An 18,131-nucleotide genomic window follows, 5' to 3' on the forward strand; every position below is an offset into this window, starting at 1 on the left:
TAATTTCGATCAACTCGTTGGTAATATTGGTCTGTCGTGTACGGTTATATCTCAACGACAGATTATCAATGGCCTTACTGGCATTACGGCTAGCATTATCCATAGCCGTCATACGCGCCCCTTGCTCACCTGCGGCACTCTCAAGAAGTGCTGCATAAATCTGCACCTCAAGATTACGCGGCAAAAGCTGTGCCAACAACTCTTCGTCGTTCGGCTCAAACTCATACTGCGCTGTATCCGCATCAGCCTGCTGATTGTCATTTTCAGCAACCGGCAAGGGCACAAGGCCAATACGTTCTGGCGTCTGGGTCATGGCGTTTACAAACAAATTGCGCATCAATGTGCAGCAATCAATTTCGCCCTTATCCAGCATCTTACTCACGTGCTGCGCGATCGAAGCCGCCTGGCCAAATGAATCACCCTGCCCTGTATCGCTCGACAAAATGTCCACGATCGCATCCGGGTAGTAGCGTTTCAAAACATCTCCGCCCTTGCGCCCTACAGGCAACAAACGAACGGTTTTACCCTGACTATGAAGCTCATCGATATAATGTCGTGCCTGCCGTACGATGTTGGCGTTAAATCCGCCAGCCAAACCACGGTCGGACGTCATCACAATAAGCAAATGTGTCTGATCCTTCCCTGTCCCGGCCATAAGCCGGGGCAAAGAGGATGGATCAGCCCCTTGTACGGTCGATGCCAACTCACCCATCATCCGATACATCGTATCAGCATAGGGCTTGGCAGATTCGGCCTGAACTTGGGCGCGCCTCAACTTGGAGGCAGCGACCATTTTCATCGCGTTCGTAATTTTGCGCGTCGATTTGACGCCTCCAATACGTGCGCGGAGTTCCTTCATCGAAGCCATGTTACACCGTCCTTAGGCAGAAAAGCGTTTACCGAAGGCTTCCAGAAGTGCCTTAAGCTTTTCCTCAATCTCTGACGTTAACTGGCGTTCCTTACGGAGTGCATCTAACACACCGTTGCCTTCACCATGGCGCACTTCAGAAAGCAGGCCTTGCTCATAAGCCACGACCTTATCCACTGGAACCTTATCCAGATAGCCACGCGTTCCAGCAAACAGCACCACAACCTGCTCTTCCCAGCTCAGCGGGGATGTTTCAGGCTGTTTCAGCAATTCAACGAGACGTGCACCACGATCCAGCTGACGTCGTGTTGCCGGATCAAGGTCAGACGCGAACTGTGCGAAGGACGCCATCTCACGATACTGCGCCAGCTCCAGCTTAATCGTCCCAGCTACCTGTTTCATGGCTTTGACCTGAGCGGAAGAACCCACACGAGACACAGAGCCACCCACGTTCACAGCCGGGCGAATACCCTTATAGAACAAGTCAGTTTCGAGGAAGATCTGACCGTCAGTAATCGAAATCACGTTTGTTGGAATATACGCAGAGGTATCACCAGCTTGTGTTTCAATCACTGGCAGAGCTGTCATTGAGCCACCACCATTGGCATCAGACATCTTTGCAGAACGTTCCAGCAAGCGAGAATGCAAATAGAACACATCCCCTGGGAACGCTTCACGGCCTGGCGGACGACGGAGCAGCAAGGACAGCTGACGATAGGCCACAGCCTGCTTGGACAAGTCATCGTAACACAGCAAGGAATGCATGCCATTATCACGGAAATACTCACCCATGGAGGATGCGGCATATGGTGCCAGATACTGCATTGGCGCTGATTCAGAGGCCGTTGCGGCAACAACGATAGAATATTCCATCGCACCGGTATCAACCAGCTTGCGCACCAAGTTCGCTACGGTGGAGCGCTTCTGGCCGATAGCCACATACACGCAATATAGAGACGTTTTCGGGTCACCCTCAGCATTCACAGCTTTCTGAGCAACGATTGTATCCATCAAAATAGCGGTTTTACCCGTCTGACGGTCACCAATCACCAGCTCACGCTGTCCGCGCCCAACAGGCACCAAAGCATCAATAGCTTTAATACCGGTCTGCATCGGCTCATCCACCGATTGACGCGGCATAATCCCTGGTGCCTTCATTTCAGCACGACGATATTCCACATCTTCGAGTGGGCCGCGACCATCAATCGGGTTTCCGAGGCCGTCAACAACGCGCCCCAAAAGCCCCTTACCAACAGGCACTTCAACAACTTTACCGGTTCGCAACACAGTATCGCCTTCGCTGACGGTATCACCGTCACCAAAAATCACGATACCAACACTGTCACTCTCGAGGTTTAGAGCCATGCCACGTAGGCCTGTGCCCTCAAACTCAACCATTTCACCAGCGACGACGTGGGTCAAACCGTAGACGCGAGCGATCCCATCCCCGATGGACAGAACGGTTCCAGTTTCAGAAACCGCCTCAGGCTGGTCGAAAGAAGCAATTTGCTGCTTGAGAATCTCCGAAATCTCGGCGGGACGGATGTCCATCACGCGGCTCCCTTCATGGCGTTCTGCAGGCGGGTCAGACGCCCGGCGATCGATGTATCAAAAAGAACTGAACCAACACGCACTGTCATCCCACCCACTAGGGCGGGGTTTAGGCGTTCGGTCATAGCGATTGTGTCGTAGCCAGCCTCTTTTAAGCTGGCGCGAAGACGCTCACGCTGTGCGTCATTCAACGGCTGAGCGGTGGCGACGTCCACACGTACCTCACCGCGGCGGCGAGCATCCAAAAGCACGACGGCTTCTAAAATTTCGTCTAAATGGGCAAGGCGCCCCTGCCGGGCAACAACCCCGACAAAACGACGCATCTCATCGCCAAGACTAAGCCCCTGAACCAAGGCATTAGCCAACTCAGGCGCTCGGCGCACGTTTAGCCGCGGATCTGCCAACGCAGAGCGTAGCGCCTTATTTTCTGCAATAACGTGTTGTAGGGTCTTGACCTGCTGAAGCACTGCAGAAATATCCGCTCCATCAGCCAAATAGTCATAAAAAGCCCGGGCATAACGTTGCGCTGCTTCGCCTGGCGCTCTGATCCGCTTTTCCTGTGCTACCGTCACGGGCGTGTTCCGTCTTCAGAAGTTCGAGCATCAGAAACCGGTCTTTCCCCGGCTTCACACAGCCGAACAAGCCCCAGTCCCCATACAAATGCACAGGTTTATTCTAGGCCCATCCGGCCAGCGTTCACGGTTATTTTCTAACACGCTCAAACAAAAAAAAGCAACCTGACCACACGCTCTATTGCGTGAACGCACACTCTCTTTACGAAAATTACCTTTTTCTTCCTTCGGTCTTCCGATAGTAAAATCGGCACGTGGCACATCACTATACCCCCCTTAAAACAAGGAGCATCTCTATGTTTGCTAATGCCTCACCCTTTCTACGTTCTGTGCAAAAACCGTTCATTTTCATACTAGGTGCAACGCTGACCAGCATCTCCAGCATGGGTCTAGCCGCTACTGTTACCAACAAACCTAGTTTCCCCTCATTGGAATATTGGGACAACTGGACAGACGCACAAGGTGTCAGCCATCTCACCAAATGTCGGATTACCTCCTTTAACCCGGTTGATGAAAAACACCCCACGTCGCTCAAAGCTGTCTCGCCTAATGAGGCGAATGCCGACAAGAAAAGCACGGCTCCACTTGCCATGGTCTGGACAGGAGCCAACCGCACAGGCAGCGCTACAGTGGCCACAACCGTGCAACCTCCAGGTTGGAAGAGCCCATGGCATGCCACTAAGCATGTTGAATGGATTGTGCCAGTCGCTGGGATTTACACAACGCAAACGATGGACGGCACACGAATCGAACTGAACCCGGGGGACATCCTCCTCAACGAAGATGGTGGCAGCATTCGCGATGCAGAGGGCCACCAAGGCCATCTATCTCTCAATGAAGGGAAAGAGGCTTCAGCCCTCATGGTCACACAATTTAACGCACCAGTGAACCACACGCACAAAGCCTGCATGCAGAAATAGTATCTTCTAATTTATCAGGGGAATGGAGCGGGCGAAGGGAATCGAACCCTCATCGGTAGCTTGGAAGGCTACTGCATTAGCCATTATGCTACGCCCGCTCATCTGAGGACGAGCTTTTAAACCATTTTTTCTTTTGAGAGCAAGGGGGTTTAGAAAAGAAAAAGAGAATATCATATTTTTTCTCTTATTCCTCAGAGAGGGCTTGACTTTAGAGCTCAATCATACTTTTTATCGCGACCACCGCTGGTGATCACCACGCATCAACAGCGCCGGTTCGATTAAGTGCCGGAAGGGGTGTAGCTCAATTGGCTAGAGCGCCGGTCTCCAAAACCGGAGGTTGCGGGTTCGAGACCCTCCACCCCTGCCACTTCATTCCCTGTCTGGCGGGGAGTTCCCCCCATGTAAATCAGGGTTGCTTTAGATTTGAGGATGATGGTGTCGGTCAGCAAGCCGAAAGGCGATTCCCATAAAAAGCCTCCGGCCACAAAGGGCTCCGGATTCAATCCCCGCAGATATTTTATGGATGTCCGCGCTGAGGCGCGACGTGTCACATGGCCGACGCGACGGGGCACTCTTACGACAACGGCAGCCGTGCTTGTCATGGTTGTCATTACCTGTATTTTCTTCCTGATCGTGGACCAGGCAATCGGCCTGGGCATTCGCGGACTTTTTGGCGTCGGAGGCTAAGGCGGAACCCATGGCAAAACGCTGGTACGTTGTGCATGTCTACTCAGGATTTGAAAAGAAGATCTCTGAGCATATTCGTGAACAAGCCACAAAAAAGGGCTTGGATGATCATTTTGAAGAGATTCTTGTTCCCGCAGAGGAAATAACCGAGGTTCGCCGTGGCCGTAAGGTGAATACTGAACGAAAGTTTTTCCCGGGCTACGTTCTGGTGAAGATGGAGCTAAGCGATCAAGCGTGGCATTTGGTGAAAGACACACCAAAAGTGACGGGTTTTTTGGGCACACGTAATAAGCCTACACCGATCACAAATGCTGAAGCGCAGCGTATCGTGAAGCAGGCTCAGGAAGGCTTTGAGAGCCCTCGTTCCAACCTATCTTTCGAGATTGGAGAACAGGTGCGCGTTTCTGATGGGCCGTTTACCTCTTTCAACGGAAGTGTGGAAGAAGTGGATACAGAACATCAGCGTCTGAAAGTTAGCGTCTCCATCTTTGGCCGCTCAACACCGGTTGATCTTGATTACCATCAGGTTGAGAAGCTCTAAGCTCTTTTTCCTGCAAAATATTAAACAGCCCGCTCTTCTTGGGTAAGAAGGCGGGCTTTTTAATGAGTAACTTCCGAGCTTTCTATTCAGAAAGCAGCATTCTCTCATTTAAGCGGCTTTATGAGGGGAGCGTGACGAATGTGCCCCCTTCTCGCTCTCTCCACCTCTCCTGCAGGCTAAACGAGAGGAATGAGAGGAGCGATCTTCCCCAGCCTCTCTCGGTATTGGGTAACGCTCTAATAAGCTCTCATACCCCTTGAGCGTAAAAGCCTTCTTAGAAGAAGATGTCTCTCTTAAGCAGGTACACGCATGCCAGAGAGCACTTGAGCGGCTTGGTCAGCCACAGAGCCAACACCCTCACTAAGCGCCTCAGCAAGCGCTTGTGGGCGCTGTGGCACACTCTGCGGAGAGACCCAATGTACTGGGAAGCTCTGTGTCGTCCCTGTCGCCCCTCCACCAGGCTTAATCGACAAGATGCCGTCAATCACAGCGTGCCGCCCTTCTCCAAGGTCAAAGCGCGTAACACTCAACGCGACATAAGCTTGGGGAGACGCGGCAACGGCATCATTTTGAGAAAAAACAATGCGCCCTGGCAAACGTTGTCCAAGATTAGCAGACAAGGTGTGACCGATCAGCGTGCTCAGCGGTTCGCTCCACGTCGCACCATCATCTATTACCATACGATATGATTGCCCTGACAGCACCATCGTATCACGATCAAGCTGCTCAGGAACGGAAGGGAGTAACACTTTAACCGTCTGCACGGCTCCAAGTGACGCCGGATAAGACGGGCCCTTTTGGTGCATGAGCGTGTAATAGGTAGGAGAATTATTAGAGCATCCCACCAGAGCGAGGCATCCCATCACCATGCTACATCCAAGCGCGAGACGTCCTTGGTGGTAACAACGTTTTAGCGATGAGAACTTAAAAGAAAAAACCATAATCAATGCCTACGCCCTGTAATCAATGCAGAAGGATGATGATCCAGATACTGGGTCAGCTGATGGATTGACCGCGATGCTTGTGTAAGTTGCTGAACAAGCGTTCCAAGATTCCGATGGAAATCAGTATCACCACTATAGGCGGCCATCAGCGTACGAGCCTGCTCAATCGTCGTGTTCATATTATTCAACAATGCAGGAAGATGCTCATCCGCATGATCCATCAAACGATTTAACGCTGATAAAGACCCTTGCAACGCGATCATAGACTGAGTGAGCTGAGGGCTGCGCACCCGTTCATCCGTATCAGCTAAGAGAGCGTTAATATGGTCTCCAATCTGTTCCAATGGCATATTGGAGACTTTATCGGCCACAGTGGAAACAGATTGTAAAATCCCATCCATACCACCGGGTTCGTTCGGCAAAATGGCCACCCCGTTTTCATAATGCAGCTCGCCAGGCTTTCCACTATGGGTAAAGCCCAGAGCCACCATCGATTCCCCCGTCAGGAAGCTAGCATTCTGCACGGAAGCATGAAGGCCGCGGGCCACAAAGTCCGACAAGATCTTCTGACTATAACCAGAATGACTGTTATCATCTTCCGCTACACGACCTGGCTCAATCTGCATATCAACGCGCACACGTGGCCCTGTTCGTGGCGTATCCAATTCAAGATGAACACCTGTGACAATGCCGACCTGCACCCCAAACATCGTCACCTTACTGCCTTCAGTCAGGCCACCGATGGAGCTATCCACATAAGTCGCGACACGCACACGCTGGCGATAACGCGTATTGTCCGCTTCCTCAGGGCTATCATACAAACGGAAAACAGCATTAGCTTCAGCTTCAGGAGCATCAACGCCACGGCTATAAGATGAGCGTCCAAAAGCGAGCCCTCCTGAAAAGAGTGTTTGTAAAGATTGCAGACGCACCTGAAGCCCACCGGCACCGAAGCCAACCTGCATTCCCGACACATTCCAAAAGCGGCTATCAACCTTCAGATAATGATCATACGGCGCGCGAACAAAGACCTGCAGCAAGATAGGCCCCTCTCCGCCCTGCGGCATCGTGTATCCCAATACTTCACCCACTTGGAGATCTCGGAAGAAAACCGGCGCCCCTGACCCCAGCGACTCCAACCGAGGAGCAACCAACCAATAGGTGGAGCCCGGTTGGTCAGACCGCACACCAGGTGGATTCTCTAATCCTTTGAAAAAACGCTGATGAGGGCCTCCAGCTGCACCAGGGTCTAGAGCGATATAAGCCCCTGAAAGAAGTGTATCGAGCCCCGTAATACTCGTTCCGTTAACACGGGGACGCACAACCCAAAACCGCGCATTATGGGTCAGAAGATTTTCACTTCCGCCATTCATCTGAACCGTCACATCGGCATGGCTCATGTCAGCGCTAAGATCAACACTCTGCACGACCCCGAGGGTAACGGCTTTGTTCTTAACCTGCGTTTGCCCCGGCACCAGCCCATCCGCCGTATCGAATGAAATCGTGATCAACGGCCCTTGCGTGCTAAAATGTTCCCAAACAAGCCAGCCCGAAATCGCCACAGCAAGAACAGGAATAATCCACAGAATGGAAAATCGTGTCGGTCGCAACGAAGCATGAGCTTCTTGAGGGGAGGAGCGTTCTGTTTTTGGACTCTTATCACTCACGCGCGTTTAGGCTCCATCTCATCAGATCTGGAAAGAGGCTCCACCTTTTCATCTCGAGAAAAGGACGAAGCATGATCATCATTTAGCCCTGCAGCATCCCACATCTCACGGGGATCATACAAATCGGCAGCAAAAATCGTTAAAATAACGACAGCAGCAAAGAATACGACGCCCGTTTCCGCCATAACGCGGGCGAAAAATGGAAAGCGCACCACGGCGACAAGAATCGAGATCATAAATACGTCAATCATAGACCATCGCCCAATAAACACGACTATACGGTAGAGTTTACTAAGCCACGGCAAGATCCATCGTCGCGGACGACGCTGATAGTACAGCATCACACTCAAAGACACAATTTTCAGCACAGGCACGGTGATACTCGCAAAGAGTACCAAAAGGGATAAAAAATAGAGCTGCGACTGCCAGAGTTCTATTACACCGCCGATAATCGTATGGGGGCCACTATGGCCAAGCTTGGTAAGCGACATAACAGGGAAAAGATTAGCCGGCACGTAACAACTCAGAGAGGCAATGAGGAACGCTATTGTCGCATTAAAACTGTTCCGTTTACGCCGGCGTAAAATCTGCCCACAACGCGGGCAATCACCCATATCATGTTCCGCCGCCACGGCATCCTCAGCAACAAAAACAAGATGACACGCATGACAAGACAGCATCTTCTCAGGACGAGGAAGTGGGTGAACGTTACTCGGGTATAAACCGAGCCCGTGCCTTTTATGAACTGACTGATGCCCCCAAATAATGCTGGCATCAAAAGTAGAGTCCATCACGGCCATCATCAACATTAGCCCGCCAAGCAGAAACGCCCCTGGCTCTAGAGTGACGACCGCCATGTCCACCAATTTTGTATAGGCAACAATCAATCCAATGACATAGACTTCAATCATCGACCATGGACGTAAACGCTCATACCACGCCATACAGGGCCTGATCCAAAGCGGCACATGCGCACGGAAGCTCCCCCCTAAGATCGCAAGCATGAGAGCTAATACCACCCCGGGCATCGCCACGGTCGTAAAACCGACTAGGATGCCAATTTCTCCATATCCCTGATGGATAAGCTCAATCGGGCCGCTGATGAGATTAACGGCGTTTCGCCGTCCATGCACATCTAATACCAAGAGCGGACTAAGCAGCAACGCCCAGTACAGAGCCAAAGAGGCAATACAAAAACCAAGGGGAGCCAAAATAGCTGAGGTGCGCCGACGCCGTTCTAACTTCCCCCCACAGCGCGGACAGGCAGCCGTCAATCCAGGCTTCAAGGAAGGGACGTGCTGAAACAACCCACATGTTGGGCATTCATGCACACCTTCTACAACACGAAGATTCGGCTGCGGCGTATCGCGGTGGTGCACAGAGCACGCGCCTCCTTTACTCCAAAGCCCTTTATGAAAATAATCATTCCTGAGCATAGCACCCCCAATGTGACAGAGCACACTGCTCCTGCAACCCCCTCTTATACACTCTCAAGAATTATTTTTACGCAACCCGTTGCGAAAGCGCTCTATTTTCTTTATAGGCACTGCGAGCGCCGACGTAGCTCAGGGGTAGAGCAACTGATTCGTAATCAGTAGGTCCTCGGTTCAATTCCGAGCGTCGGCACCATCTCCTCCACCTTTGATAATATTATTTGAAGCGCAGGACTCATTGCCTGGGGGTCCAAACATTGCTGTACCGACGAGGGGCTTACACCCTCTTTTCCACGATCATGACGATAGCACTTTTTGTGGGTCTCATCGTTGCGCCCGCCTATAGTCGTCAGCAGCCTCTCTTTTACGCAGCAACACCCAGCCTTGCCTGTGAGAGTGCGGCGCTCACTGACCGCCTTTATTCAGCAGATAAACACATTCTTTCTGCGGAAGCGGCTCACCGTTTACACGAGCGCCAAAAAAACCATTGTCATACACTAACAACAGATCAATTGTGGGAGCAGCTCCGTGTTCGTGGCTCTTTGGTCGAAATTAGAGGTGTCTCACCCAATAACGTTGATGGGCTACGTCTGTATGTCCCGCAAACACGATTAACACCTTTAGAACCAGAAACATCACCCCGCTTTTCATTCTCCCCAATCACGCTCTCCCCTATTGTACATCAACCGACATTACCACCTGACCTACCCTTTATCGGGTTTGGCCTCTACTTTGTATGGCGAGGAATCCGCTCCTTACGCCGCCGTCAACGCGCATGGCATATTATCCGCACCCTTATCACAACCCACTCATATACCCTCTTTGAACGACGCCGGCAGCTCCTAACACCTAATTCATATGGAAGCACCAATCCGAACCGTTGGCGTAAAGAAAAAGAAACCTTCTGCCAGAGCGTCCTACTCCCAGCCCTTCGACAGAAAAAACTAATTCAATTTTGGCCCATGTGGAAAAAACGCACAGATCGCTTTATCGAAAGCTGCACACGCCGCACCACCCCCAAACATCCTCCTAGCCCAACCTTTGAACCGCCAGAGCCCCTCTCCCCATCGCATGATCGGGCTTTAACATCACGTATGGAACCACTTGATTACGAACGGTATTGTGCGCAAATTTTACAGCGCGCAGGTTGGCAGACCTATGTGACCCCCACAGGAAGCGATCAAGGCGCCGACATTATTGCCACCCGTCGTCAGGTTCGACTCGTTGTGCAGTGTAAGCTCTATAGCCGTCCTGTGGGCAACAAAGCGGTGCAGGAAGTCTTTACGGCATGCAAATATCAGCGCGCCCAACTTGCCGCCGTTGTCTCCAATGCAGGCTATACGCGTCATGCACGACAACTTGCTGCCAGCACAGGCGTGTATCTCCTCCATCACCGACAGCTTGCAAACCTTGATGAAAGCACCCCTCAACCTGGCCAGGCTTCTTTTTTATAATCTATTCCTCTAGAAAAATGAGTGGTCGGCCATTTAGCAATGGATAGACTTCTTACGTTCCCTTTTAGAGACTACCGTTCATGACCTTCTTTCTCTTCTCGGTCGCTTAGGTTTTGCGTTGGGATTTTTCGTCAAAACCTATCGTATTAAAAAAGAAACCAAACCTTTGCTGCACACCATTCGCTCTCTTGAGGGCACGATAAAGGCTCTTAAAAAACAAGAGAATGATCGGCAAAAAAATACCGCTCAATGGCGCTTAAAGCGTGAGAAAAAACAAAAAGAAGAGTCCCAAAACGACCTCCCCCCCCAAACCAGCTCCGCTTCGTCTCCCAATGCGGCTTATATGCCAAAGCTCCCATTAATCGCGAATGTGCAAAAGTCCTTCTTTATCGTCTTGAAAAATGGGTAAGACAGCAGCATCCAGAATGGCGTATTGGTTTTGAAGTCGGCATGGGCTCTTTTATCAAAACATGCGAAACACCCCACGACTCTCTCTCTCAAACCAAGCTTTCCATTCCTACAGCAGCAAACGCGTTGACTTTCTGCTGATTGATAAAAGCGGCCAACCAAAACTCGCCATTGAATATAATGGATCAGGCCATGACCTTGATGACATGGCTGAAGCACGGATGACCGTCAAAAAGCGTGCTCTTCGCAAGGCCGGTATTCCAGTTTTGGAAATAGAAAAAGACACCCCAGAAGAAAGGATATACGCTCTTCTAACCGCCCACTGCCCTTGATAACACCCCGCTCTTTTAAGAAGAGTAGTCACGCCATACGAACACATAACGACCTGGGCGTAAGCCATTTTTACCCGTTGCCACAAAGCCTAGTTTTTCTAACAGCTGCCATGAGGGGCGGTTTTCAGCACGGCATTCTGCAATAATCTGTCGTTGGGGAACATGGTGTGTGAGAGCCTCAAGCACAGCAGAAACCGCCTCATAAGCAATACCGCGCCGATATTGCGCAGGATGCACCCCGATGACCGCGGCCAATGAGGCGCTCCCATAAAACCAAACACCAAGAAGCTGCCCTCCTTCGTCCCTGGTAGCCTCCAATAAAGCCTCCGTATCGGCACGCGTAAAAGGGGTCGGCAAGAAATGAACGACGTCTGTAATGTCTTTGTGTTTCGTGAGTTCCGTTAATAGCGTAGCATCCTGCTGTGTTAACGGATGCAACGTAAAGCGCTCTGTGTGCAAAGCGGGCATCTCCAATGGTGCTTTCATCACATAAACTCCCCTAACCTCTTATCCGACCCAACAAAAAGGGCCTGCCTCATGATGAAGCAGGCCCTCCTCGTTATAGTCTCTTAAAAACCGTTACTCTCAAGCCACGGTCTTTCAGCAGAGATTAAGACGCAACCGAGTTACGGATGAGGTAATCAAAGGCAGACAGAGCCGCCTTTGCGCCTTCGCCCTCTGCAATCACGATCTGCTTATAAGGGACAGTCGTCGCGTCACCAGCGCCAAAGATGCCCGGGATCGTGCTGCGGCAACGCTCATCAATTACCACTTCACCCATGCGAGACGTCTCAACCGTGCCCTTCAGCCAATCTGTGTTTGGCAGCAAGCCGATCTGAACGAAGATACCATCAACTTTCAGCTCATGATTCTCGCCGTCTTTCACACCCTGCCAAGACAGGCCGGTCATCTTCTTCCCGTCACCCTGGATCTCTGTGGTGCGCGCATTCAGAACAACATCCACATTCGGCAGGCTATGCAGCTTCTCTTGCAACACTTCATCAGCCGTCAACTGAGGGTCATATTGCAGCACGGTAACGTGCGAAACAACACCAGCGAGGTCAATCGCGGCTTCAACACCACTATTACCACCGCCAGCAACAGCTACCGGACGCCCCTTAAAGAATGGGCCATCACAATGAGGGCAGTAAGCGACACCGCGGCTACGATATTCTTCCTCACCCGGCACACCAAGCTGACGCCACCGCGCCCCTGTCGCCACGATGATCGTGCGCGCTTTCAGATGGGCACCGCTTGCCAGAATGACCTCATGCAGACCGCCTTCTTTCTCAGCCGGGATCAGCTTCGCAGCGAGCTGGCCTGCAATGATACGCACATCATAGCTGCGCACATGCTGCTCAAGATTACGCGCCAATGTTGGGCCATCTGTCTCTGGAATAGAGATGAAGTTCTCAATCCCTGATGTATCGTTGACCTGGCCACCAAAGCGCTCTGCCAGCAAACCTGTGCGCACACCTTTACGAGCCGTATAGATCGCCGCTGCACAACCTGCAGGGCCAGAGCCAATCACCAACGTATCAAACGGTGCTTCATCATTCAGCTTCTCAGCAGAACGGGCGGCCCCAGCACTATCAACCTTGGCCAGAATCTGCCCAAGATCCATACGCCCGCTGGAGAAATTCTCACCATTGAGGAAGACCTGCGGCACAGAACGCACATCACGTGCTTCCACCTCATCTTGGAACAAAGCCCCATCAATAGAAGTATGATGGATCTTGGGGTTCAAGATGCTCATCGTGTTCAGCGCTTGCACGACGTCTGGGCAATTATGGCAAGAGAGCGAGAAATAAGTTTCGAAATGATACTCGCCATCCAGCGCTTTAATCTGCTCAACCTGATCAGGTTCAACCTTTGGTGGGTGTCCACCCACTTGTAGCAGCGCCAAAACGAGAGACGTAAACTCATGGCCAAGCGGCAGGCCGGCAAAGCGAACCTGAACGTCAGAATCCTTGCGGCGAATTAAAAATGACGGACGACGCTTGTCAGTACCCCCTTCTTCAAGGTATACCTTGTCAGAGAGTTCGGAAATTTCAGTAAGCAGTTCCCGCATATCGCGGGACTTTTCGTCCTCCCCAAGGGACGACTCGAGTACGATATCATAGCGTAGATGCTGCAAATACGTACGTAGCTGTGTCTTCAGATCGTCGTTGAGCATGATATTTCCCCAGAACTTAAGACCAGAACCGATAGCATATGGCCGGTCGATAGAGACGAAAAGAGGCGTGTCGATCCCCCCGACACGCCCCCTCTCTTTGGCCCGTGCAAGGTAGGGAACCTACCTTGCTGTACCTTTTCGGAAGACCGAGATCAGATCTTGCCGATGAGGTCGAGAGATGGGCTCAGCGTAGCTGTAGAGCCATCTTCTTTCCATTTTGCAGGGCAAACTTCACCTGGATGAGCAGCAACGTACTGAGCAGCACGCACCTTATCAAGCAGCTCAGAAGCGCTACGGCCAACGCCACCAGATGTGGTTTCGATGTACTGAATCGCACCTTCCGGATCGATCAGGAATGTTGCACGCTCTGCAACATGGCTGCCGTCTTCCATCAGAGCATCGAAGTTACGAGCGATCACACCAGCAGGGTCACCAATCATGGTGTATTTCACCTTGCCGATAGCTGGTGATGTGTCGTGCCATGCTTTGTGAGTGAAGTGCTTGTCTGTCGAAACAGAGAAGATTTCCACGCCCAGCTTCTGGAACGTTTCGTAGTTTTCAGCCAGATCTTCAAGCTCGGTTGGGCACACGAACGTGAAGTCAGCTGGGTAAAAGAACACAACAGACCATTTACCGCGCAGATCAGCATCAGACACTTCAAAGAAGTCGCGTCCTTCGCGGAAGGCTTGCGCCGTGAATGGCTTAATTTGGGAACCGATAGCAGGCATAAAATTCTCCCTTAATGAAATATGACTGACCCCATACATAGGATCGTCTGCCAAAAGGAACAACCGGGGGCGAAAGATGTCAAGCAGCCCTCGCCAAGACCGATGTCCTATAAATGAGAACCTTTCTCATATTCTGCAAGCCTTCTTTTTTGAATTCCTCTTCCCCCTGCTTCCAACTAACCCTATCTTAGGGACATGTCTTACGTACCTCTCTCCGGTTTATCCCTCCGGGATATTGAATATGTGGTTGCAGTTGACGACCTTCGCAACTTCTCTCGTGCAGCAGAACGCTGCGGCGTTAGCCAAGCGGGCCTGTCCGAGCAGGTGCGAAAGCTAGAACAGCTGCTCAATGTCACGTTATTTGAACGATCCCGACGCCATGTGGCCCCCACCCCTGAAGGTGCTCGTCTCATCGTGCTCGGGCGGGAGGTTCTTGCCTCTGCTCGTAATCTCTTAGAGGTGGCGCGCGCGCATACAGGGCCGCTGGATGGACTGCTCCATATCGGTGTTATCCCAACCTTGGGACCTTATTATATTCCTGGCTTGTTGCAACGCCTCCGGCAAGAATATGCTCAGCTCAGCCTTCGTCTAACGGAAAAAACGACCAGCAATCTCATCCAGTCCCTCCGGCAGGGAGAGTTGGACGTCGCCTTCCTTGCACCAACAGCTGCGACAGAGACGCTGGAACAAGAACCTCTTTTTAGAGAACCTTTCGTTGCCGTCTTCCCCGCACAGCATGAACTTGCCAACAAACCTGATATTGCCTTTGATGACCTCGGGCGGCCCGATTTACTGTTGTTAGAAGATGGGCACTGCTTACGCGATCAGGCTCTATCAATCTGTCCCAGCAATTTCCGACCGCAAGATCAGCGCCTTGCCACAAGCCTAGAGATGCTTTGGCATATGATTGCCGCCGGTGAAGGGTTCTCTCTCATTCCGCACCTTGCCCTCAAGAACCGTACGGAATTTGAAGGGCTCGTAAAATGTCGTGACCTTAATCAGGCTGAAGCTTCTCGCACCATTAATCTCGTGTGGCGAAGCTCTGACCCACGAGCAAGCTCATTCCGGGAGCTCGCTCATTTCTTACGTGCCTCAATACCGGAAGGATGTCTCCCTTGTAAGGAGCCGTAAGCGCACTCGACGACTCCTCCCCAGTGGCCAGAACCGTGCACCTATCCTAGCCGTTCTGCACAGCTTGCAATGCATCCGGTCATTCTACTTGCTCTGATGCGTTAAGCAGCTGTCTCAGATAGAGTGCCGTCTGGCTCACGTCCGACATAGCCACATCCTCAGGCCTTCCAGCAGCGACAATACACCCACCGTCCTGACCACTCCCCGGCCCCAGATCAATCACCCAGTCACTGGCCGCTGCGACGCGCATATTATGCTCCGCAACCACCACGCTATGCCCTTGAGCAATCAAGAGCTGTAACTGCCCCAGAAAACGATCTGTGTCTGCTGGATGCAAACCTGTTGTAGGCTCATCTAAAATGTACAACATCGGCACTGTGCGCCGTTTTTGGAGCTCTGTTGCCAATTTTAGTCGCTGAGCTTCACCACCCGATAACTCTGGCGCAGGTTGCCCCAAACGTAAATATCCCAACCCCGATGAGCGTAATGTTTCCAGACCACGATAGACGGTCTCTTCGATCTTAAACCACTCACACGCCTCATCTACGGTCATGGCGAGAACGTCGGCAATCGTTTTCCCTCGAACTGTAATCTCTAAAATTTCAGGCTTATACCGCGCGCCGTGGCACTCTGGACACGGTGCTTCAACACCGGGCATAAACAGCAGCTCAATAGACACACTCCCTAATCCCTGACAGTGGGGGCAACGTCCTTGAGGCACATTAAAACTAAACGCACTTTCGCGTAATTGACGCTTCTTTGCCTCGGGCGTGGCGGCAAAAAGCTTCCGAATATGGTCAAAAATCCCCGTATAAGTCGCAGGATTAGAGCGCGATGTCCGACCAATCGGCTTTTGCGTAATGACAACCAATCGCTTCACATGCTCAAGACCACGGGTAACCCGACCAGACGGTTCTTCTCCATCCTGCTCCTCAGCCATACCCTCATCATCTATCGACGCATGAGACCCAAGCGGCTCTTCAACAGTTTTTTGACCTAACGCGCGACGAACAAGAGAAACAAGCGCCTGACTGACTAAACTCGACTTACCGGAGCCCGACACGCCTGTAACCGCAACCAATCCCCCTAAAGGCAGAGTAAGGGTCAGCTGATGCAGCGTACGCCATGTGATGCCCTCTACACAGAGCTCCTCTTTCAACGAACGCTGCACACCCTTGATCAACGGCGGAAGAGAAAAAAGATAAGGTCGTGTGCGCGACTCACGCACCTCTTTCAACCCTTCTGGAGGGCCACTATAGAGCACACGCCCCCCGTCTGTTCCTGCTCCGGGCCCAATATCGACAAGCCAATCAGCTTGTTTGATCACCTCGGGGTCATGTTCCACCAATAGTAAGGAATTTCCCTCGGCAGGCAGTCGCTTCAACACCTGCATTAACGATGTAACGTCTGCTGGATGCAATCCAGCAGCTGGCTCATCCAAGACATAAGCCACGCCAAAGAGCGCCGAATGAACTTGTGTCCCTAAACGCAAACGCTGGTACTCACCCGGCGAGAGACTCTCAACCGCACGATCTATTTGCAAATATCCCAACCCCAGCTCAAGCAAAACCTCCATACGCTTTTGCAGAGCCGTGGCGATCTCATTGATCACACGTCCTTCCGCCGTCTCCGTATGGGGCCTCTTAAGAAGCGCCACGACCTCATCATAGCATTGTTGAAGAGACAGCTGAGAGAACTCAGTGATCGTACGCCCTGCAAAAGTTACCGCGAGTGCATGAGGATTCAGTTTCTGCCCATGACACACAGGGCAACACTGCGCACGCATAAAAGAAGCGGCACGCTCCCGCGTCCGAGCACTTTTCGTGGAGGAAAAGCTTTGCAGCACATAACGCCGTGCACTCATGAACGTCCCACGATAGGAAGGAGCCTCCCCCCGTTTCATCGCCTCTTGGCTCTGCTGATAGGTAAGCCCCGGGTAAATCGGCTCACTTGGGGTGTCATCCGTATAAAGAATCCACTCCCTCACCTCTTTAGGCAACAGACGCCATGGTGCATCGACATCAATACCCCGCATCATCAGGATATTGCGCAGGTTCTGCCCCTGCCAGGCCGTCGGCCATGCCGCAATGGCACGCTGCCGAATACTGAGCGTCTCATCTGGGACGAGTTTATCTTCCGCAACGTCATAGAGCTGCCCTGTCCCCTGACAATGAGAACATGCCCCCTCTGGAGTGTTGGGTGAAAAACATTCCGCAGAAATGCGCGCAGTATTGGGAGGATAGGTGCCAGCACGCGAGTATAACATGCGCAGCACATTCGACAGCGTGGTCACACTACCAACAGACGAACGGCTGCTCGTCCCAGCCTGCTGTTGCAGGGCAATAATGGGCGGCAACCCCTCAATAGACGCAACCTTTGGTGGAGGAAGCTGATGAAACAACCGCCGCGCATAAGGGGCCACTGTTTCTAGATAGCGGCGTTGCGCTTCAGCATAGAGCGTACCAAAGGCTAGCGATGATTTCCCAGACCCTGACACCCCTGTAAACACAACAATACACCCACGCGGCACCTCTAAACTCACATTCTGTAAGTTATGTTCTTGCGCTTCATGGATGCGGATCATTCCCGCCATGTCCAAAGGGGTTGGGCCTGTCATGACATCGCCTTTTCATCTGACTAAACACAAAGGGCCCTCTCACAAGAGGGCCCTTTGTGACCACCATAGTGGCCTTCTTTCACAAGATGTAAAGACGTTGTA

17 protein-coding genes and 3 tRNA genes (1 of these 20 running past the window's edge) are annotated in these 18,131 nt (G+C 51.9%); 9 read left to right on the forward strand and 11 right to left on the reverse strand.

Features of this window, described 5'->3' with window-relative positions; genetic code table 11:
* The 3 genes in view from GS535_RS09155 to atpH are tightly spaced (at most 12 nt apart) and all read right to left on the reverse strand, a layout consistent with a single transcriptional unit that may run on beyond the window.
* Positions 1-868: the 5' portion of a F0F1 ATP synthase subunit gamma gene (locus GS535_RS09155; protein WP_160792410.1), read on the reverse strand. Its footprint begins 23 nt before the window's first position; the window shows 868 of its 891 coding nt (coding positions 1-868); it begins with the start codon at positions 866-868; its stop codon lies off the left edge, out of view.
* 12 nt (positions 869-880) lie between these two features.
* The gene (gene atpA, locus GS535_RS09160; RefSeq protein ID WP_018980680.1) at positions 881-2,419 is read right to left on the reverse strand and encodes a F0F1 ATP synthase subunit alpha; all 1,539 of its coding nucleotides are present in this window, start codon (positions 2,417-2,419) and stop codon (positions 881-883) included.
* Positions 2,419-2,991 (reverse strand): ATP synthase F1 subunit delta, encoded by a 573-nt coding sequence (gene atpH, locus GS535_RS09165; RefSeq protein ID WP_160792411.1) that lies wholly within the window; start codon positions 2,989-2,991, stop codon positions 2,419-2,421. The genes atpA and atpH overlap by 1 nt, the downstream gene beginning before the upstream one ends.
* A 296-nt stretch (positions 2,992-3,287) precedes the next feature.
* Between atpH and GS535_RS09170 the strand changes: the two genes are divergently transcribed.
* Positions 3,288-3,911 carry a hypothetical protein gene (locus GS535_RS09170; RefSeq protein WP_160792412.1) on the forward strand — a complete coding sequence of 208 codons (624 nt, stop codon included), beginning with the start codon at positions 3,288-3,290 and terminating at the stop codon, positions 3,909-3,911.
* 23 nt (positions 3,912-3,934) lie between these two features.
* On the opposite strand, the gene GS535_RS09175 is transcribed toward GS535_RS09170, so the two are convergent.
* A tRNA-Gly gene (locus GS535_RS09175) sits at positions 3,935-4,009 on the reverse strand.
* Positions 4,010-4,201: 192 nt separating this feature from the next.
* On the opposite strand from GS535_RS09175, the gene GS535_RS09180 reads away from it, so the two are divergent.
* From GS535_RS09180 to nusG, 3 genes are all read left to right on the forward strand, one after another.
* A tRNA-Trp gene (locus GS535_RS09180) sits at positions 4,202-4,278 on the forward strand.
* Between the two features lie 152 nt (positions 4,279-4,430).
* Positions 4,431-4,598, forward strand: a complete 168-nt coding sequence (secE, locus tag GS535_RS09185; RefSeq protein ID WP_026294301.1) for a preprotein translocase subunit SecE — start codon at positions 4,431-4,433, stop codon at positions 4,596-4,598.
* 10 nt (positions 4,599-4,608) lie between these two features.
* A complete protein-coding gene (gene nusG / locus GS535_RS09190) occupies positions 4,609-5,139 on the forward strand; it encodes a transcription termination/antitermination protein NusG (protein WP_160792413.1) in 531 nt (176 codons plus the stop codon).
* A 293-nt stretch (positions 5,140-5,432) separates the two neighbouring features.
* On the opposite strand, the gene GS535_RS09195 is transcribed toward nusG, so the two are convergent.
* The 3 genes from GS535_RS09195 to GS535_RS09205 are packed head-to-tail and all read right to left on the reverse strand — an operon-like array spanning position 5,433 to position 9,129.
* On the reverse strand, positions 5,433-6,080 hold the full coding sequence (locus tag GS535_RS09195) for a membrane integrity-associated transporter subunit PqiC (protein ID WP_160792414.1): 648 nt from the start codon (positions 6,078-6,080) through the stop codon (positions 5,433-5,435).
* A 2-nt stretch (positions 6,081-6,082) separates the two neighbouring features.
* The gene (locus GS535_RS09200; RefSeq protein WP_160792415.1) at positions 6,083-7,750 is read right to left on the reverse strand and encodes an MlaD family protein; all 1,668 of its coding nucleotides are present in this window, start codon (positions 7,748-7,750) and stop codon (positions 6,083-6,085) included.
* Positions 7,747-9,129 (reverse strand): paraquat-inducible protein A, encoded by a 1,383-nt coding sequence (locus GS535_RS09205; RefSeq protein ID WP_370518169.1) that lies wholly within the window; start codon positions 9,127-9,129, stop codon positions 7,747-7,749. The genes GS535_RS09200 and GS535_RS09205 overlap by 4 nt, the downstream gene beginning before the upstream one ends.
* A 175-nt stretch (positions 9,130-9,304) precedes the next feature.
* Here GS535_RS09205 and GS535_RS09210 point away from each other — a divergent pair.
* The 4 genes from GS535_RS09210 to GS535_RS09225 all read left to right on the forward strand — a co-directional run bounded on the left by GS535_RS09210 (position 9,305) and on the right by GS535_RS09225 (position 11,377).
* Positions 9,305-9,379: transfer RNA gene (locus GS535_RS09210), tRNA-Thr, on the forward strand.
* A gap of 61 nt (positions 9,380-9,440) precedes the next feature.
* Positions 9,441-10,637, forward strand: coding sequence for a restriction endonuclease (locus GS535_RS09215; protein WP_160792417.1), 1,197 nt, complete (start codon positions 9,441-9,443; stop codon positions 10,635-10,637).
* A 166-nt stretch (positions 10,638-10,803) separates the two neighbouring features.
* Positions 10,804-11,046, forward strand: coding sequence for a hypothetical protein (locus GS535_RS09220; RefSeq protein WP_160792418.1), 243 nt, complete (start codon positions 10,804-10,806; stop codon positions 11,044-11,046).
* A 61-nt stretch (positions 11,047-11,107) separates the two neighbouring features.
* Complete coding sequence (locus GS535_RS09225) at positions 11,108-11,377, forward strand: DUF2726 domain-containing protein (RefSeq protein WP_160792419.1); 270 nt, start codon at positions 11,108-11,110, stop codon at positions 11,375-11,377.
* A gap of 15 nt (positions 11,378-11,392) precedes the next feature.
* On the opposite strand, the gene GS535_RS09230 is transcribed toward GS535_RS09225, so the two are convergent.
* The 3 genes from GS535_RS09230 to ahpC all read right to left on the reverse strand — a co-directional run bounded on the left by GS535_RS09230 (position 11,393) and on the right by ahpC (position 14,281).
* Positions 11,393-11,863, reverse strand: coding sequence for a GNAT family N-acetyltransferase (locus GS535_RS09230; protein WP_160792420.1), 471 nt, complete (start codon positions 11,861-11,863; stop codon positions 11,393-11,395).
* Positions 11,864-11,987: 124 nt separating this feature from the next.
* Positions 11,988-13,553 carry an alkyl hydroperoxide reductase subunit F gene (gene ahpF, locus GS535_RS09235; RefSeq protein ID WP_160792421.1) on the reverse strand — a complete coding sequence of 522 codons (1,566 nt, stop codon included), beginning with the start codon at positions 13,551-13,553 and terminating at the stop codon, positions 11,988-11,990.
* Between the two features lie 152 nt (positions 13,554-13,705).
* Entirely contained in the window at positions 13,706-14,281 is a 576-nt protein-coding gene (gene ahpC, locus GS535_RS09240) for an alkyl hydroperoxide reductase subunit C (RefSeq protein WP_160792422.1), read from the reverse strand.
* A 195-nt stretch (positions 14,282-14,476) separates the two neighbouring features.
* On the opposite strand from ahpC, the gene GS535_RS09245 reads away from it, so the two are divergent.
* Entirely contained in the window at positions 14,477-15,412 is a 936-nt protein-coding gene (locus tag GS535_RS09245; protein WP_160792423.1) for a hydrogen peroxide-inducible genes activator, read from the forward strand.
* Positions 15,413-15,491: 79 nt separating this feature from the next.
* Here the strand turns inward: GS535_RS09245 and GS535_RS09250 are convergent, their stop codons facing one another.
* The gene (locus GS535_RS09250; RefSeq protein WP_160792424.1) at positions 15,492-18,029 is read right to left on the reverse strand and encodes an excinuclease ABC subunit UvrA; all 2,538 of its coding nucleotides are present in this window, start codon (positions 18,027-18,029) and stop codon (positions 15,492-15,494) included.
* Positions 18,030-18,131: the final 102 nt, after the last annotated feature.

The sequence above is a fragment of the Saccharibacter sp. EH611 genome (assembly GCF_009834765.1).
Classification (GTDB): domain Bacteria; phylum Pseudomonadota; class Alphaproteobacteria; order Acetobacterales; family Acetobacteraceae; genus Saccharibacter.

Excerpts from the sequence above, each read along its gene's own strand:
- atpA (WP_018980680.1), bottom strand. The coding sequence starts at position 2,419 with ATGGACATCCGTCCCGCCGAGATTTCGGAGATTCTCAAGCAGCAAATT.
- GS535_RS09170 (WP_160792412.1), top strand. The coding sequence starts at position 3,288 with ATGTTTGCTAATGCCTCACCCTTTCTACGTTCTGTGCAAAAACCGTTC.
- secE (WP_026294301.1), top strand. The coding sequence starts at position 4,431 with ATGGATGTCCGCGCTGAGGCGCGACGTGTCACATGGCCGACGCGACGG.
- nusG (WP_160792413.1), top strand. The coding sequence starts at position 4,609 with ATGGCAAAACGCTGGTACGTTGTGCATGTCTACTCAGGATTTGAAAAG.
- GS535_RS09195 (WP_160792414.1), bottom strand. The coding sequence starts at position 6,080 with ATGGTTTTTTCTTTTAAGTTCTCATCGCTAAAACGTTGTTACCACCAA.
- GS535_RS09225 (WP_160792419.1), top strand. The coding sequence starts at position 11,108 with ATGCGAAACACCCCACGACTCTCTCTCTCAAACCAAGCTTTCCATTCC.
- GS535_RS09230 (WP_160792420.1), bottom strand. The coding sequence starts at position 11,863 with ATGAAAGCACCATTGGAGATGCCCGCTTTGCACACAGAGCGCTTTACG.
- ahpF (WP_160792421.1), bottom strand. The coding sequence starts at position 13,553 with ATGCTCAACGACGATCTGAAGACACAGCTACGTACGTATTTGCAGCAT.
- ahpC (WP_160792422.1), bottom strand. The coding sequence starts at position 14,281 with ATGCCTGCTATCGGTTCCCAAATTAAGCCATTCACGGCGCAAGCCTTC.
- GS535_RS09245 (WP_160792423.1), top strand. The coding sequence starts at position 14,477 with ATGTCTTACGTACCTCTCTCCGGTTTATCCCTCCGGGATATTGAATAT.
- GS535_RS09250 (WP_160792424.1), bottom strand. The coding sequence starts at position 18,029 with ATGACAGGCCCAACCCCTTTGGACATGGCGGGAATGATCCGCATCCAT.